Source organism: Achromobacter sp. Bel, assembly GCF_012928505.1.
Taxonomy (GTDB): domain Bacteria; phylum Pseudomonadota; class Gammaproteobacteria; order Burkholderiales; family Burkholderiaceae_B; genus Achromobacter.
The window spans coordinates 1-15,021 of record NZ_JABBJN010000030.1 but is presented as its reverse complement, the minus strand read 5'-3'; the positions used below and the strand labels follow the sequence as shown (position 1 = coordinate 15,021).

Genomic DNA, 15,021 nt, shown 5'->3' with positions numbered 1-15,021 from the left:
TCCGGTTGAGATGAACGAGAGGAGTAGCGGCAGCATGGCACTTATCAACTACGTGACCGAAATTCACTTCGGCGCCGGCGTCCTGGCAGACCTGAACGAGGTCTGCCACCGCCTGGGTATTACAAAACCTTTGATCGTGACCGATCGGGGAGTGGAAGCGGCGGGCATTATCGATCGCGTGAAGTCGGCCCTGGGAAGCGCCAGCTTCGCGGTGTTCAACGACACGCCGCCCAACCCCTCGGAAACGGCCGTGCGTGCGGGCGTGGCAAGTCTGACGGACGCGGGCTGCGACGGCGTTATTGCCGTCGGCGGCGGTTCTTCGATCGACCTGGCCAAGGCCGTGGCCGTTTCTGCGCGCCATGAGGGCGCGCTGCGCCGATTTGCCTTGATCGAAGGCGGCATGCAGAACATCACGGCCGCCACGCTGCCCATCGTCGCCATTCCCACGACGGCAGGGACCGGCAGCGAAGTCGGCCGCGGGGCGATCATCATCCTGGAAGACGGGCGCAAAGTGGGCATTCTTTCGCCGCACGTGATTCCCAAGGTCGCCATCTGCGATCCGGAACTTACGTTGGGCCTGCCCGCCGGCCTGACGGCCGCCACGGGCATGGACGCCATCGCCCATTGCATCGAGACCTTTCTTGCCCCGGCCTTCAACCCGCCGGCCGATGGCATTGCCCTTGACGGCCTGTGGCGCGCCTGGCGCCACATTGAAGTCGCGGTGAACGAGCCGGCCAACATCGACGCGCGCGCCAATATGATGAGCGCCTCGCTGCAGGGGGCGCTGGCCTTCCAGAAGGGCCTGGGCTGTGTGCACAGCCTGAGCCATTCCCTGGGCGGCATCAATCCCAAACTGCATCACGGCACCCTCAACGCCATCCTGCTGCCGGCGGTGGTGCGCTTTAACCGTGGCGCCGAGACCGTGGCGCGTGAAGACAAGATCGCCCGCCTGCAACAGGCGATGGGCCTGTCCGCGTCGCAGTCAGTGGAAGAGGCGCTTGTGACCAAGTCGCGAGCCCTGAGCCTGCCCACGGGCCTGGGCGAATTGGGCGTGACCGAAGCGTTCTACGAACGCATCGTCAAGGGCGCGCTGGCGGACCACAGCCATCGCACCAACCCGCGCGAAGCCAGTGCCGACGACTACGTGGCGATGCTGCGCGCCTCCACGTAAAGCGCCAGGCGCCTGCGGGCGCACCCCGATTTGCCATAAGACCCATCCCGCATCCGCATGGGATGGCGATTTTCCATGAACAAACCCAATGAGGTGGAGACATGAGCACCCTATCCGTCAACGGCCCCGGACTTTCGGCGGCCGATAAAGAAACCCTGGTCCCCGAATCCGAGCGCCGCCGCGCGCTCATGGGCAGCGCCGTGGGCAGCACCATCGAGTGGTACGACTATTTCCTGTATGGAACCATGTCGTCCATCATTTTTGCCAAGCAGTTCTTTCCCAGCGACAACGCGCTGGTGAGCCAGATGATGGCGCTGGCCACCTTTGCCCTGGCCTTCCTGGTCCGTCCGCTGGGCGGCGTGATCTTTTCGCATATCGGCGACCGCATCGGCCGCAAGAAGACGTTGGCGATGACGCTGTCGATGATGGGTTTGTCAACGGTGCTCATGGGCCTCTTGCCCAACTATGCGCAGATCGGGCTGGCCGCGCCCATCCTGCTGACCCTCCTGCGCCTGATGCAAGGCCTGGCGCTGGGCGGCGAATGGGGCGGCGGGGTGCTGCTGGCCGTGGAGTATTCCCCGCGGACGAAGCGCGGCTTCTACGGGGCCGTTCCGCAGACCGGGGCCGTGCTGGGCCTTGCCCTGGGCAACATCATTACCTCGCTGCTCAGCGCCAGCATGAGTGAAGAAGCCTTCCAGGCCTGGGGGTGGCGCATTCCTTTCGTGGGCTCGATCGTGCTGGTGATGGTCGGTATGTGGATCCGTAACGCCGTGGGCGAAACGCCTTCGTTCAAGAGAATCCAGGCGACCCGCAGCAGTGCCCGTATTCCGCTCAAGGAAACGCTGCAGCACCACTGGCGGGAAGTGCTGATCGCGATTGGCGCGAAGGTCGTGGAGACCTCCACCTTTTTCCTTTATGCCACCTTCACTATCTCGTACATGATGGACCACGGGTTCGCCCGCTCGACCATCCTGAACATCGTGCTGGTCTGTGCCTTGATCGCCTTTCCGGCCATGCTGTTCTTTGGCCATCTTTCCGACCGCATCGGCCGCAAGAAGGTGTTCATCGGGGGCAGCGTGGCCTTTCTGGTGTGGATCTTTCCGTACTTCTGGTTGCTGGACCAAAAGTCGGTCTGGGCTGCCGGTCTTGCGATCGCCGTGGGCTTTGGTGTCATCTGGGCCAGCTACGGCGCGATGATCGGCACGCTGCTGGCCGAAGCGTTCCCCCCGGCCATTCGCTATACCGGCATGTCGCTGGGCTACCAGATCGGCGCGGCGCTTGTGGGCGGGCCGATGCCCTTGATCGCCACCGCGCTGATCGCTTACTTCAGCGGCAGCTATGTGCCCGTGGTGCTGTTCCTGGCCGCATGCGCCGCCGTGTCCATCATTTCCGTGGCGGTGGCCCGCGACCGCAGCGGTCAGCCCTTGGACGACTGATCCATCCCGTTATTCCACCGAAGCCTTCTTCGCGCGCTGCGGCGCCATGCCGCCGGCAGTGCGCGAAGCACCTTCATTCATTCAGAACACCATTCAAGGAGTCCCTTCATGCAGATCACAGGAGAGATGCTGATCGGCCATGCCGCGGTACGCGGCACGGGCGGCACCCAGCGCGCCTTCAATCCGGCGTTGAACGCCGAGATTTCAGAGCCGGTCTTTGGCCTCGGTACCCGTGCGGACGTTGAGCGCGCTGCGCAACTGGCCGCTGCGGCATTCGATCCCTATCGAAATCTTCCGCTCGTGCGCCGCGCCGAATTTCTTGAAGCCATTGCGGACGAGATCCTGGCGTTGGGCGACGAACTCATCGAGCGCGCCCATGCCGAAAGCGGTCTGCCCCGGGCGCGCCTGACCGGTGAACGGGGGCGCACCATGGGCCAACTGCGCCTTTTCGCCCAGGTGGTACGGGACGGCCACTTTCTTGGCGCGACCGTCGACTCGGCCCAACCCGAACGCCAGCCGCTGCCGCGCCCGGACCTGCGTATGGTGAAAATTCCGCTGGGGCCGGTGGCCGTGTTCGGCGCCAGCAACTTCCCGCTCGCGTTTTCGGTGGCGGGCGGCGACACCGCATCGGCCTTGGCGGCCGGCGCGCCGGTGGTCGTCAAAGCGCATAGCGCGCACCTGGGTACCTCGGAGCTGGTGGGGCGGGCGGTGCAGAAGGCCGCGCGTCGCACGGAGATGCCCGAAGGCGTGTTCTCGCTGCTGATCGGGGCCGGCCGCGAGATCGGCGAAGCGCTGGTCGCGCATCCGGCCATCAAGGCCGTGGGTTTCACGGGCTCGCGCCCAGGCGGCCTGGCGCTGGTCAAGATCGCCAATGGCCGCCACGAGCCGATCCCGGTGTATGCGGAGATGAGCAGCATCAACCCTGTGTTCGTGTTGCCGGCCGCGCTCGCGGCCCGCACGGACGCGATTGCGCAGGGCTTCGTCGAATCGCTTGTTCTGGGCGCGGGCCAGTTCTGCACCAACCCCGGCCTGGTGCTGGCCATCGAAGGCCCGGACCTGGACCGTTTCATCGCCAGCGCCGGCCAGGCGCTGGCTTCCAAAGCGCCGCAAGTCATGCTTACGCCGGGCATTGCCTCGGCGTACCGCAAGGGGCGCGAACAGGTTCAGTCGGCGCCGGGCGTGGAACTCGTGGCAAGCGGCACCCCCGCCGAGGCCCCGTCCCATGCCGCCCAGGCCGCGCTGTACGTCACGGATGCGCAGAGCCTGCTGGGCAACGCCGCCTTGCAGGCCGAGATGTTCGGCCCGGCCTCCCTGATCGTGAAGGCGCGAAACCTGGAAGAGTTGCTGCAGGTCGCGGAGCATCTGGAGGGCCAGCTCACCGTGACGTTGCAGATCGATGAGCCGGACTTTGCGGCGGCCCGCAAGCTTGTCCCCGTGCTTGAGCGCAAGTGCGGCCGTATCCTCGCCAATGGCTTCCCGACGGGCGTCGAGGTCAGTTACGCGATGGTGCACGGTGGGCCGTTCCCCGCCACGTCCAATGCGGCGCACACCTCGGTCGGGGCAACCGCCATTGAGCGCTTTCTACGGCCTGTCTGCTATCAAGACTTGCCGGACGGACTTCGGCCCCAGGCACTGCAACAAGAAAATCCGCTGTCGGCCTGGCGTTTGATCGATGGGGTGCCGACCCGGCCGCAGGGGAGTTAACCGGCGGGTCCAGGCCAGGCGCGGGCCGAGAATCGGCCTTGCCGCCTGGATCACGATGCCGCCTTGGCAATGCTGGCGATGAACGCCTTGGCGGCGTCGGGCATGATGCGCCCCGCCAGGGTCTGCACTTCGAAATGACGTTCATTCATTTCGCGGTCCCGTAGCGGCACCGCGACGATCCTGCCCCATTGCAGGCGGTTGCGGATCGCCAGCTCTCCACAGAAGGCGACCCCGCCGCCTGCGCTGGCAAAACCCACCAGCGCGTCGATGCTGCGGCTAGTGAAGGCAGGCTCGCAATGCAGCTGCTGGCGGCTGCAGCTGATGTCGATCAGTTGGCGCAGCGTGGAATCGGAAGAGGGCAAGGCCAGGGGGTAGCCAATCAACTGCGGCAGCGCCAGGTCGCGCCGGCTTGCCAGCGGGTGGTCGACGGCGAGGATCGCCCGGACCGGCGCCGGCACGCGGACTTCTACCCGTATATCGCGCTGCGACGTCAGGCTGAGCGTGACCCCGATGTCGGCCGAGCCGTCGCGGATCCGCTGGGGGATCTCTTGCTGCGAACACACGTCCAGCGAAAAGCGGATGCCTGAGAAATCGTCGCGGAACCGGGCGATCGCGGCGGGCACGAATTCCGACGCATAGCCTTCCGTGCTGGCGATACGCACATGACCTTGCCGCAAGCCGCGCAGCGCCAGGATGTCTCCTGCCACGCGTTCGACGTCCTGCTGCATGCGCTTGGCATGCGCGGCCAGCAATTCACCGGCGGCGTTGGGCGTCATGCCCCGGGATTGCCGTTCGAACAGCAGCGTATCCAGTTCGCGCTCCATCCGGGCGATTTGACGGCTAACGGCGGAGGGGGCGACGTCCAGGCGGGCCGCGGCTGCGCTGACCGAACCGGTACGCACCACTTCCAGGAAGTAGCGCAGCGAGATTTCCTGCAGGACTTGGGCATTCATGGCGGGCCTCCTGGTTTGCGGAAAACGCAAAGAAGAATTCTATCCGTTGATATTGCCGCAATGCCGCCGTGAATTCTAGGATGGGGGCAATTCCTTCGCGGACGGTGCTTACCACAGCCATGTTGCGATCCGACGCGATCGAAACGCCGCATTTTCCACCCCCCTTCCTCGAGCACAGCCATGAACACCTTGCTTCTTGCAGTCAGTCTCGCCCTTGCCACCGCCGTTGTCCCCGCAGCGGCCCAGGATGCCTATCCCAGCCGTCCGTTGACGATGGTTGTGCCCTTTCCCCCGGGAGGCGCCACCGATGTGCTGGGGCGGGTCGTGGCGCAAAAGCTGGGTCAGGAACTGGGCCGAACCGTGGTGGTGGAAAACCGCGCCGGCGCAGGCACCGTGATCGGCGCCAGCTTCGTGGCCAAGGCTGCGCCCGACGGCTACACGTTGTTGGTGAGTTCGGGCACAACCTTCACCGTGAATCCGGCGATCCAGAGCCATCTGCCCTATGACCCGGTAAAGAGCTTCGAGCCCATCGGCATTGTCGGCCGCACGGGCCTGGCCCTGCTGGCCAACCCCAAGGTGCCGGTCAAGGACCTGAAGGAGTTCGTCGCCTATGTGAAGGATCACGCGCAGGAACAGCCGCCGTACGGCTCGTTCGGCACCGGTACGACGGCGCATTTCGTCGGGGAAGCCTTCATGGCGTCGGCAAAGCTGAAGATGACGCACGTACCGTACAAGGGAAGCGCGCCCGCGATGACTGACCTGATCGGCGGCCAGATCCCGTTCTCGGTGGACACCGTGGCCGCCGCGCTGCCGCAAAGCAAGCAAGGCAAGGTGCGGGTGCTGGCGATTTCCGGCCCTGCGCGTTCGGCCTTCCTGCCGGAGGTGCCCACGTTCGCGGAGCAGGGCTATCCCTCGGTGGCAATGGATACCTGGCTGATGGTGGCCGCGCCGCGCGGCTTGCCTGCCAATGTGAAAAGCCGGCTGGAGCACGCGCTGCGCGCCACGGTCGAATCGCCAGAAGTGAAGAAGAGCTTGGAGGCCCAGGGCTTCGATGCGGCCTTCGCCAGTGCGGCCGAGGGCGAGGCGCTGATTCAGCAGGAATTGCCGGTGATGAGAGCGGTCGCGCAGCGCGCGAACATCAAGATCGATTAAAGGAGAAAGACGATGGCATTGGACGACACCCTGGTATCCCTGACGGCCGTGGAGCTTCGGCGCATGATCGGCGCGCGGCAGCTTTCGCCGGTGGAATTGCTGGAGGCCTGCATCGCGCGTATCGATGCCGTCAACCCGTACGTGAACGCCGTGACGGCCACCGCCTACGAGCGGGCCAGGGCGGAGGCGCGCGCGGCCGAGCGCGCCGTGATGGCCGGCGAGCCGCTGGGCCTGCTGCATGGCCTGCCGATGGGCGTGAAGGACCTGGAGGCCACGGCCGGCGTGCTGACGACCTACGGCTCGGCGCTGTATCGTGGCTACGTGCCCGAAGCGGACGTTGAGCTGGTGGCGCGGCTGCGGCGCGCCGGGGCCATCGTTGCCGCCAAGACCAACGTGCCGGAGATGGGCGCGGGCGCCAATTCACGCAATACGGTGTGGGGCGCAACAGGCAATCCCTTCAACCCCAACCTGAACGCCGGCGGTTCCTCGGGAGGTTCCGCCGCGGCGCTGGCCTGCGACATGCTGCCCGTGTGCACCGGGTCGGATACCGGCGGTTCGCTGCGCATCCCCGCGTCCAAGTGCGGCGTAGTGGGCTTTCGCCCGTCGCCTGGCATCGTCCCCAGCGTGCGCAAATTGCTGGGCTGGACACCGATCTCCGTCGTCGGGCCAATGGGGCGTACGGTGGCGGATGCCTGCCTGCAGATGGCGGCATCGGCCGGGCCGCACGCCGGCGATCCGCTCAGCTATCCGCTTGACCCGCTGCAGTTCCTGCGTCCGGGCGTGGCGGACCTGGGATCACTGCGCGTGGCCTACACCGAGGACTTCGGCTGCTGCGCCGTGGATGACGGCATACGCGCCGTCTTCAGGGAGAAGATCGCTGCCATGCGGCACCTGTTCGCGGCTTGCGATGCCATCGAACTGGATCTGGGCGACGCCCACCGATGCTTTGACGTGCTGCGTGCAGAGGCCTTCGTGGCAGGCATGCGCGATGCCTACGAAAAGGATCCTTCAAGCCTGGGCCCCAACACACGGGCCAATTTCGAAATGGGCGCGGCCATGAGCCTGAAGGACTGCGTATGGGCGCAGGCCGAGCAGACCCGCCTGATCAAGCGCTTCCAGCGTGCCTATGACGACTACGACCTGATTCTCTCGCCCACCACGCCAGTCTCGCCATTTCCGTGGACGCAGCTGTATGCCGAAACCGTCAACGGCGTCGCGCAAGAGAACTACTACCGCTGGCTGGCGCTGACGTATGTCGTCACGCTGACGACACATCCGGCGTTGACGCTGCCCTGCGGGCGCGACGCGCAGGGCATGCCCTTCGGCCTGCAGATCGTGGGACGCTTTCGGGGTGACCGCGACGTGCTGGCCGCTGCTCAGGCGATGGAACAGGCCTTCGCGGGCATACAGGGCCTGGGTCGTCCGCGACCGGACCTGGGTGGCCTGGCGCCGGCGGAACCTGCATTGACCTCAATTGTGACCACCCCGCCGCATGGGCAGGGCGGCGGGCGCGCGCAGGCGGTGTCGGCCGTATAGCAGCCGCCGACATGAGAACCGACGGGGTTAATCGTGACGCGCCATATTGGCCAAATGGTCCAACAGTACCTGCGCGGCAGGCGGCAGATTCTCTTCGTCGCGAAAGCACAGGGTGAAACGCCGCTCGGCCCACGTGTCGGTCAATGGAATCACGATCAATCCCGTTGCGCGGGCATAGGGCTGCGCGACTTCGCAGGGCACGATAGTTATCCCGAGGTTCGCGCGAACCACACGCAAGGCCGAGTCGAAGTTCGAGACGATCACCCGGTGCAGTAGGGGTTTCCCGGCTTGCGCCGCGGCCCGGTGCAACATGACCTGCACGGAGCTTGCGACCGGCATGCCCACATGTTCGTAGTCCAGCGTTTGGTTGAATCGCAACGTGGATTCCCGCGCCAGGGGATGGGAGGGATGCACCACGATCGCCAGATGATCGTTGCGGTATGGGCGCGACTGCAACCCATCCAGAGGCGATGCGTCCCAACAGATGCCCAACGACGCCACCCCTTCCTTGATGCCGCGGATCACTTGATGGCTCAAGCCTTCTTCCATATCGACGCGGATGCTGCGATGACGGGGATCTTGCAGGAATATCGCCACATCCTCGGCCAACGATTCAGCCAGCACGGACGACGTGGCCAGCACACGAATCTGGCCACGCAGCCCGTGGGAATAGGCGGACATGTCGCGCTCGATCCGAGCCGTGCTCGTCATGATCGCGCGGGCATGTTCCAGCAGGGTTTCCCCGGCTGGCGTGGGCTCCACGCCGTATTTGCGACGGGTCAGCAATTTTGCGCCAACGGTGCTTTCCAACTGGGCCAGACGCTTGCTGATGGCGGATCCCACCAGATTGGCGTTCTCGCCCGCCCGGGCGATGTTGCGGGTTTCGCAAACGGCTACGAACAGCCGCAATGAAGTCAGGTCCAGATCGCGCATGGGAAGTTCCGTTCACAGTAACGTCGTCAGACCCTTCATAAGATATTCCGTTTTGGAACGTTTTGCATTCCCAATGATCGTTATTCGGTAGATAGGTGAAATCTACACTATGTCCATTCCAGGCTTATTGGACGACGTCATTCATGTTTGCTACTGAACTTCCTACAGGCTGGCCGGCTCATGCGATCGTGCGCGAGGTGGGCTTGCGCGACGGCCTGCAAAGCCTGGCACGGGTGGTGCCCACCCCCATCAAGCGTGAGTGGATTGCGCAGGCCTATGCCGCAGGATTGCGCGAAATCGAGGTCGGCTCGTTTGTGCCGGTACGCCTGCTGCCGCAATTGGCCGACACGGCAGAGTTGGTGGCGTATGCCCGGACATTTCCTGGTTTGCGGGCGACGGTGCTGGTACCCAATCTGAAAGGCGCGGAACGCGCCATCGAATGTGGCGCGGACCTGATGGTCGTGCCGCTGTCAGCCAGCCATGCGCACAGCCTGGCCAATCTGCGCAAGACGCCTGACGACGTGGTCAAGGAGGTCGCCAAAATCCGCGCGGCGCGCGATGCCGCCGGTTCGCGCATGTTGTTGGAAGGCGGCGTGGGCACCGCGTTCGGCTGCGCGCTGCAGGGGCATGTGGACCCGGTCGAGGTGCTGAGATTGATGCAGGCGTTGCTGGACGCGGGCGCCGATTGCGTCAGCCTTGCGGACACCGTGGGGTATGCGGACCCGCTGATGGTGCGGCGCTTGTTTGAGGCCGCGCGCCGTATTGCCGGCGATCGCCTGACGTGCGCGCATTTCCACGACACGCGGGGTCTGGGGCTGGCTAATGTCATGGCGGCAATGGAAACGGGCATCTCACGATTCGACGCCTGCCTGGCGGGTATCGGCGGATGTCCGCATGCGCCGGGCGCCAGCGGCAACGTGTCCACTGAAGACGTGGCCTATCTGCTGGGAAGCATGGGCGTGCACACTGGGCTGGACATGCCGCGGCTGTTGGCCTTGCGTAGGCAGGCCGGCGTTTGGCTGGAAGGGGAAACGCTGGGCGGATCGATTGCGAAGGCGGGATTGCCGAAGATATGGAAGGGCGTGGCGTTGGGCGCGGGCGACGACGGCGCGGAAGTTGACGCCCCGGCAGCGGCAGCAGAACAGGCTAGCGCCGTCGCAGCCAGCAACGGCGTTCCGGCCGGAGACGCCTCGGCGCCCGGCGCATCGGCCGCTGCCAGGACTCGCCGTCTGCCCTTGGTCGGCATCCGTGTGGTGGAGTTCACCCACATGGTGATGGGACCGACCTGTGGAATGGTGCTGGCTGACCTGGGCGCTGAAGTGATCAAGGTCGAACCCATCGAGGGCGACCGCACCCGTCACCTGCTGGGCGCGGGCGCGGGGTTCTTTCCGATGTTCAACCGGAATAAAAAGTCCATTTCATTGGATCTGCGCAGCCCTGCGGGCGCCGAAGCGGCGCACAAGCTATGCGCCAGCGCCGATATCGTGGTCGAGAACTTCCGACCCGGCGTCATGGCGAGATACGCGCTGGACTACGCCTCGTTGAGTCAGCGAAACCGTGGCCTGATCTATGTCAGCTGCAAGGGGTTCTTGCCGGGTCCCTATGAACAACGCACTGCGCTGGACGAAGTCGTGCAGATGATGGGCGGCCTGGCGTACATGACAGGACGTCCTGGCGATCCCTTGCGCGCGGGCTCAAGTGTGAACGACATCATGGGCGGCATGTTCGGTGCGATAGGGGCGATGGGCGCGTTACAAGAACGCAGGGCGACGGGTCTTGGGCAGGAAGTGCAGTCGGCGCTGTTCGAAAACAACGTCTTCCTGGTCGGACAACACATGCTGCAATACGCGGTCACGGGCCAAGCCGCCGCACCCATGCCTGAACGCATTTCCGCATGGGCCTTGTACGACGTTTTTACCGTCAAGGATGATGGTCAGATCTTCCTGGCGGCCGTCAGCGACGCGCAGTGGATCACATTCTGCGATGCGTTCGGGTTTGACGATCTTAAAAATGCGTCGCATCTGAAAACGAACAATGACCGGGTGCGAGCGCGCGCGCAACTGCTGGCCGATCTGCGGTCGCGTTTGCAGGGGTATGGGGTGGACGAATTGGCGCGTATCTTCGAAAAGAACGGGTTGCCGTTCGCGCCCATTGTCCGACCGGAAGAACTATTCGACGATCCCCATCTGCGCGCCACCGGTGGCCTGGCGAATATACGGTTGACCGATGGCGAACGCGCCGGGCAGCAAGCGAAGGTGACATTGTTCCCGATCACCATGGACGGAGCGCGGCTGGATGTGCGGCTGCAACCCCCCGTCATGGGAGAGCACACCACGGATCTGCTGAGAAGCGTGGGCTACTCGGACGAGAGTATTCACAAGCTGCGCGAGCAAGGCGCCATCCACTGACGGCCTGGCTGCGCTTATACCTATAAAACAAGGAGACAGCATCATGAAGGCATTCGATAGATCGGTGACTCGGCGCGGGATGCTGGGCGTCTTGGGGGCGGGCATGCTGATGGCCCCCTTTGCGCTGCGTGTTGCGCGCGCGCAGGACAGTGCCCGGCCGGTGAGGTTGATTCTGCCCATCAGCGTGGGGTCTGGCGTGGACACCATCGTGCGTTCCGCCGGGCCTGCGCTGAATCGAGCGTTCGGGCAGTCGGTGGTGGTGGAAAATCAGCCGGGGGCGGGTGGCATTCTGGGCACGTCGGCCATCGTGCGCGCCACCGCCGATGGTCACACGTTAGGGGTGGTGTCCAACAATCATGTGATCTTTCCCAGCGTGCTGAAGTCCGTGCCGTTCGATCCGATCCTGGACATCACGCCGATTTCCATCATAGGCGCCACGCCACTGCTTCTGGTCGTGAATCCTGTAAAGCTGCCGTACACCAACGTGCGCGATCTGGTCGCTGCCTTGCGTACGAAGCCCGACGCCTATAACTATGGATCCTCGGGCAACGGCACCATCCTGCACTTGGGCTGTGAGCTATTCCTGCAGCAAAATGGACTGAAAATCCGCCACATTCCGTACAAGGGAACCGGCCCCATGGTTACCGACATCATGAGCGGTCAGGTTGACTTTGGCGTGACCTCGCTGCCGTCGATCCTGCCGCATCTGAAAAGCGGTGCGCTGAAAGCCATTGGCGTGGGCAGCAAGGAACGGAGTCCCGCGGCGCCAGAGATTCCCACCATTCGTGAACAAGGCATGCCCGATTACGAAGTGGAAGGCTGGTTCGCGGTGATCGGGCCGGCGAAATTGCCGGCCGATCAGGTGCGGCGTGTGTACAGGGCTTTCGACGCGGCATACCACGATCCAGAAACCAAAAAGGCCATGGACGTGCAGGGCAATAGGATCACCATGCTCGACCCTGCGAAATCGCTCGATTACTTCAAGAGCGAGACTCGAAAATATGCGGCAATCGTGAAGAATGCGAATATCGAATTGCAATAGGCACGGGGGCGATTGATCGACAACCCGGCCATTCTCGCCATTCACCGTTTCGCCTGCGTATCCCCGCAGTGCTGCCCCATGAAGTCCACGAACACCCGCACCTTGGGCGACAGGTTCCGGTTCGACGGCCACACCAGCTGGAATCGGCCCATGCCTTCGGTGTGTTGGGGCAGCACCTCTACCAGCACACCCGTTGCTAACGCATCGCGCGCCAGGAAATCCGGCATGCAACCGATGCCGAACCCCTGTATCACCGCACCGCGCAACGCTTCCATGTTGTTGCAGGTCAGTGCCGTGCGCACCGCAGGGTCGGGATGCGCCAGCGGCCAGCGTTGCAGGTTTCCAGAGTTTGGAAAGCGGAATCGGACCGCGGCATGCGCTTGCAGGTCGTTGGGCGATTGCGGCGTCCCATGCCTTGCCAAGTACTCCGGGCAGGCGCACAACAACATTCGAAACTGGCTCATCGGCCGGGCCATCAGTCGGGAGTCCGGCAGGTCACCGCTGCGGATCGCGACGTCGATACGTTCGCCGATCAGGTCGACAACGCGATCATTGAAGTCCAGGTCGAGCTCGACGCCCGGATATCGCGCCGCAAAATCGGGCAGCACCGGTAGTAGAAAGTGATAGCTGATCAGCGGCGCGCTGACGCGCAGACGGCCGCGCGGTTCGTCTCGCGTGCGCGACAGCATGGCGTGGGCGTCATCAAGGTCGTCGAGGATGCGCTTGCAGCGCTCGAAGTAAAGGCGGCCCTCTTCGGTGAGCTGCATGCGGCGCGTGCTGCGTTGGAACAGACGCACGTGCAGGTCCTCTTCCAGGCGGGCGACGGCCTTGCCCACGGCGGAGGGCGATAGGCCCAGGTTGCGGCCCGCGGCGGCGAAGCTGCCCAGCTCGGCGCTGCAGACAAAGGGCATGAGAGCGGCAAGACGGTCCATGTCTATTCAAGAATCTTATTCCGTAATGACAGGATTATCGCCCCATTTATCCGCCAAGTCGGAACCACTATCTTGAAATCCCTTTTTTGGATTTCACATTGACGATGACCGCGCCCGTTCCAACTTCTTCCGCCTCGCAGCGGTGGGCACTTGCTGCCGTATGCCTTGGCGCACTCGTAATGCCGCTTAGTTTTACCGGCCCGGCGGTCGCGCTGCCGTCGCTGGTGCATGCGCTGCATGCGAGCCCGGAGGCGCTCAGTTGGGTGACCAACGCGTTCATGCTGGCGTTTGGCAGCACCTTGTTGGCCGCTGGGGGACTGGCTGACCGGCATGGGCGCCGGCGCGTATATCTTTGGGGTGCGGCGCTTTTCGTGCTGGCATCGCTGGCGCTGATCGCGGCGCCTGGAATAGGCGTGTTCAACCTGTTGCGGGCGGCCCAGGGGCTGGGAGGCGCGGCGATCTTGTCGGCTGGGGCGGCCGCGTTGGCACAGGAATTCGATGGTGCGGCGCGCACGCGGGCCTTTAGCTTCATGGGCACGAGCTTCGGCGTGGGGCTTTCATTCGGGCCGATCCTGTCGGGGTTGCTCGTGGCGCAATTTGGCTGGCGCGGCGTGTTCGGCCTGACTGCCTTGATGGCGCTGGCGGCGTGGGGGCTGGGATGGCGCTATCTGCGCGAATCGCGCGATCCGGATGCGGGCAGTCTGGACTGGGGGGGAGCGTTCGCGTTCTCGGCCGCGCTGGCTTTGCTTACGTGCATGGCGCTGCGCGTGCCGGGCGCGGGCTGGGCGGATCGCGGCACCTTGGGGCTGCTGGCGGGTTGCGTGCTGTCGTTCATCGCGTTCGTAAAAATCGAGCTGGGTTGCAAGCGGCCGTTGCTGGATCTCTCGTTGTTCCGTCATCCGCCCTTCGTGGGCGTTCAACTGTTGGCCGCGGCCCCGGCGTACGGATTCGTGGTGCTTTTGATCCTGTTGCCCGTGCGTTGGATTGCGGTGGTGGGGCTGGACGAGGTGCGTGCGGGCCTGCTGATGATGGCATTGTCGGGCCCCTTGATGGTGGTGCCGATGCTGGCCGGGCGCCTGGTGCAGCGGTTTTCGGCAGCGAGCCTGTGCGCCGTCGGCCTTCTGGCGAACGCGGCAGGGTTGGCATGGCTGGGTCACGCGACACAGCAGGCCGATGTATCCGCCAGCGTAGGGCCAATGCTGCTGATCGGCGCAGGCATTGGCTTGCCTTGGGGGTTGATGGATGGATTGGCGGTGAGCGTGGTGCCTAACGAGCGTGCAGGCATGGCAGCCGGCATTTTCAGCACCTCGCGGGTGGCAGGCGAGGGCCTGGCGCTGGCGATCGTAAGTGCGGTACTGGCCGGCCTCACGACCTATTATCTTGCGGCAGCCACGCCAGGCGAGGCGGCATCGGCGGGGGCGGCCGCCCAGCGTCTGGTGGCCGGCGATGTGGCCGGGGCGATGACGCTACTGCCGTCGGCGCAACAAGCCGCATTGATCCTGGCGTCGGGGCAAGCGTTTGCCGCGTTGCTCTACGTACTGTGCGCCGTGACGGTGGGGACGGCGGTGGCGTTATATTGGTCCATCGGAAGGCAGGGGCGCGACAGCGTCAAGCCCATCCATGCCCTTCAGGACGTATCGACGGGCGCTGTCGCTTCCGCCGGAGCATGTTCGATCAAGGAGGCAAGATCCGCTTGCGGCGGGGTAAGTCGTTGATGCCGCGGGCCCGGGCGAAGCGTCATGTCGGTGGGTTTA

At 64.5% G+C, this 15,021-nt stretch carries 11 protein-coding genes and 1 pseudogene; 9 read left to right on the top strand and 3 right to left on the bottom strand.

Translation table 11 applies throughout. From position 1 onward, the window contains the following. Positions 1–34 precede the first annotated feature (34 nt). From HG262_RS18790 to HG262_RS18780, 3 genes are all read left to right on the top strand, one after another. Complete coding sequence (locus HG262_RS18790) at positions 35–1,171, top strand: iron-containing alcohol dehydrogenase (RefSeq protein ID WP_169272459.1); 1,137 nt, start codon at positions 35–37, stop codon at positions 1,169–1,171. A 101-nt stretch (positions 1,172–1,272) separates the two neighbouring features. Continuing rightward, positions 1,273–2,607, top strand: coding sequence for an MFS transporter (locus HG262_RS18785; protein WP_169272458.1), 1,335 nt, complete (start codon positions 1,273–1,275; stop codon positions 2,605–2,607). A gap of 108 nt (positions 2,608–2,715) precedes the next feature. Beyond that, positions 2,716–4,311, top strand: coding sequence for an aldehyde dehydrogenase (NADP(+)) (locus tag HG262_RS18780; RefSeq protein WP_169272457.1), 1,596 nt, complete (start codon positions 2,716–2,718; stop codon positions 4,309–4,311). A gap of 50 nt (positions 4,312–4,361) precedes the next feature. On the opposite strand, the gene HG262_RS18775 is transcribed toward HG262_RS18780, so the two are convergent. Continuing rightward, entirely contained in the window at positions 4,362–5,264 is a 903-nt protein-coding gene (locus HG262_RS18775; RefSeq protein WP_169272456.1) for a LysR family transcriptional regulator, read from the bottom strand. 180 nt (positions 5,265–5,444) lie between these two features. On the opposite strand from HG262_RS18775, the gene HG262_RS18770 reads away from it, so the two are divergent. After that, positions 5,445–6,416 (top strand): tripartite tricarboxylate transporter substrate binding protein, encoded by a 972-nt coding sequence (locus HG262_RS18770; RefSeq protein ID WP_169272455.1) that lies wholly within the window; start codon positions 5,445–5,447, stop codon positions 6,414–6,416. A 12-nt stretch (positions 6,417–6,428) separates the two neighbouring features. After that, on the top strand, positions 6,429–7,952 hold the full coding sequence (locus HG262_RS18765) for an amidase family protein (RefSeq protein ID WP_169272454.1): 1,524 nt from the start codon (positions 6,429–6,431) through the stop codon (positions 7,950–7,952). Positions 7,953–7,979: 27 nt separating this feature from the next. Here the strand turns inward: HG262_RS18765 and HG262_RS18760 are convergent, their stop codons facing one another. Continuing rightward, the gene (locus HG262_RS18760; protein ID WP_169272453.1) at positions 7,980–8,885 is read right to left on the bottom strand and encodes a LysR family transcriptional regulator; all 906 of its coding nucleotides are present in this window, start codon (positions 8,883–8,885) and stop codon (positions 7,980–7,982) included. Between the two features lie 143 nt (positions 8,886–9,028). Here HG262_RS18760 and HG262_RS31035 point away from each other — a divergent pair. From HG262_RS31035 to HG262_RS18750, 3 genes and pseudogenes are all read left to right on the top strand, one after another. Then, positions 9,029–9,874 (top strand): annotated as a pseudogene (locus HG262_RS31035) (hydroxymethylglutaryl-CoA lyase); the annotation flags it as partial. A 240-nt stretch (positions 9,875–10,114) separates the two neighbouring features. Further along, positions 10,115–11,293, top strand: coding sequence for a CoA transferase (locus HG262_RS31030; RefSeq protein ID WP_282437041.1), 1,179 nt, complete (start codon positions 10,115–10,117; stop codon positions 11,291–11,293). Between the two features lie 43 nt (positions 11,294–11,336). Then, positions 11,337–12,335 carry a tripartite tricarboxylate transporter substrate binding protein gene (locus HG262_RS18750; RefSeq protein WP_169272451.1) on the top strand — a complete coding sequence of 333 codons (999 nt, stop codon included), beginning with the start codon at positions 11,337–11,339 and terminating at the stop codon, positions 12,333–12,335. Positions 12,336–12,376: 41 nt separating this feature from the next. Here the strand turns inward: HG262_RS18750 and HG262_RS18745 are convergent, their stop codons facing one another. After that, complete coding sequence (locus tag HG262_RS18745) at positions 12,377–13,267, bottom strand: LysR family transcriptional regulator (protein ID WP_169272450.1); 891 nt, start codon at positions 13,265–13,267, stop codon at positions 12,377–12,379. Positions 13,268–13,371: 104 nt separating this feature from the next. Here HG262_RS18745 and HG262_RS18740 point away from each other — a divergent pair, with 104 nt between their 5' ends. After that, complete coding sequence (locus HG262_RS18740) at positions 13,372–14,982, top strand: MFS transporter (RefSeq protein ID WP_169272449.1); 1,611 nt, start codon at positions 13,372–13,374, stop codon at positions 14,980–14,982. The last annotated feature ends 39 nt before the right edge of the window (positions 14,983–15,021 follow it).

Coding starts and splice junctions, on each gene's coding strand:
- HG262_RS18760 (WP_169272453.1), bottom strand. CDS start 8,885: ATGCGCGATCTGGACCTGACTTCATTGCGGCTGTTCGTAGCCGTTTGC.
- HG262_RS18780 (WP_169272457.1), top strand. CDS start 2,716: ATGCAGATCACAGGAGAGATGCTGATCGGCCATGCCGCGGTACGCGGC.
- HG262_RS18740 (WP_169272449.1), top strand. CDS start 13,372: ATGACCGCGCCCGTTCCAACTTCTTCCGCCTCGCAGCGGTGGGCACTT.
- HG262_RS18790 (WP_169272459.1), top strand. CDS start 35: ATGGCACTTATCAACTACGTGACCGAAATTCACTTCGGCGCCGGCGTC.
- HG262_RS18745 (WP_169272450.1), bottom strand. CDS start 13,267: ATGGACCGTCTTGCCGCTCTCATGCCCTTTGTCTGCAGCGCCGAGCTG.
- HG262_RS18775 (WP_169272456.1), bottom strand. CDS start 5,264: ATGAATGCCCAAGTCCTGCAGGAAATCTCGCTGCGCTACTTCCTGGAA.
- HG262_RS18770 (WP_169272455.1), top strand. CDS start 5,445: ATGAACACCTTGCTTCTTGCAGTCAGTCTCGCCCTTGCCACCGCCGTT.
- HG262_RS18785 (WP_169272458.1), top strand. CDS start 1,273: ATGAGCACCCTATCCGTCAACGGCCCCGGACTTTCGGCGGCCGATAAA.
- HG262_RS18765 (WP_169272454.1), top strand. CDS start 6,429: ATGGCATTGGACGACACCCTGGTATCCCTGACGGCCGTGGAGCTTCGG.
- HG262_RS18750 (WP_169272451.1), top strand. CDS start 11,337: ATGAAGGCATTCGATAGATCGGTGACTCGGCGCGGGATGCTGGGCGTC.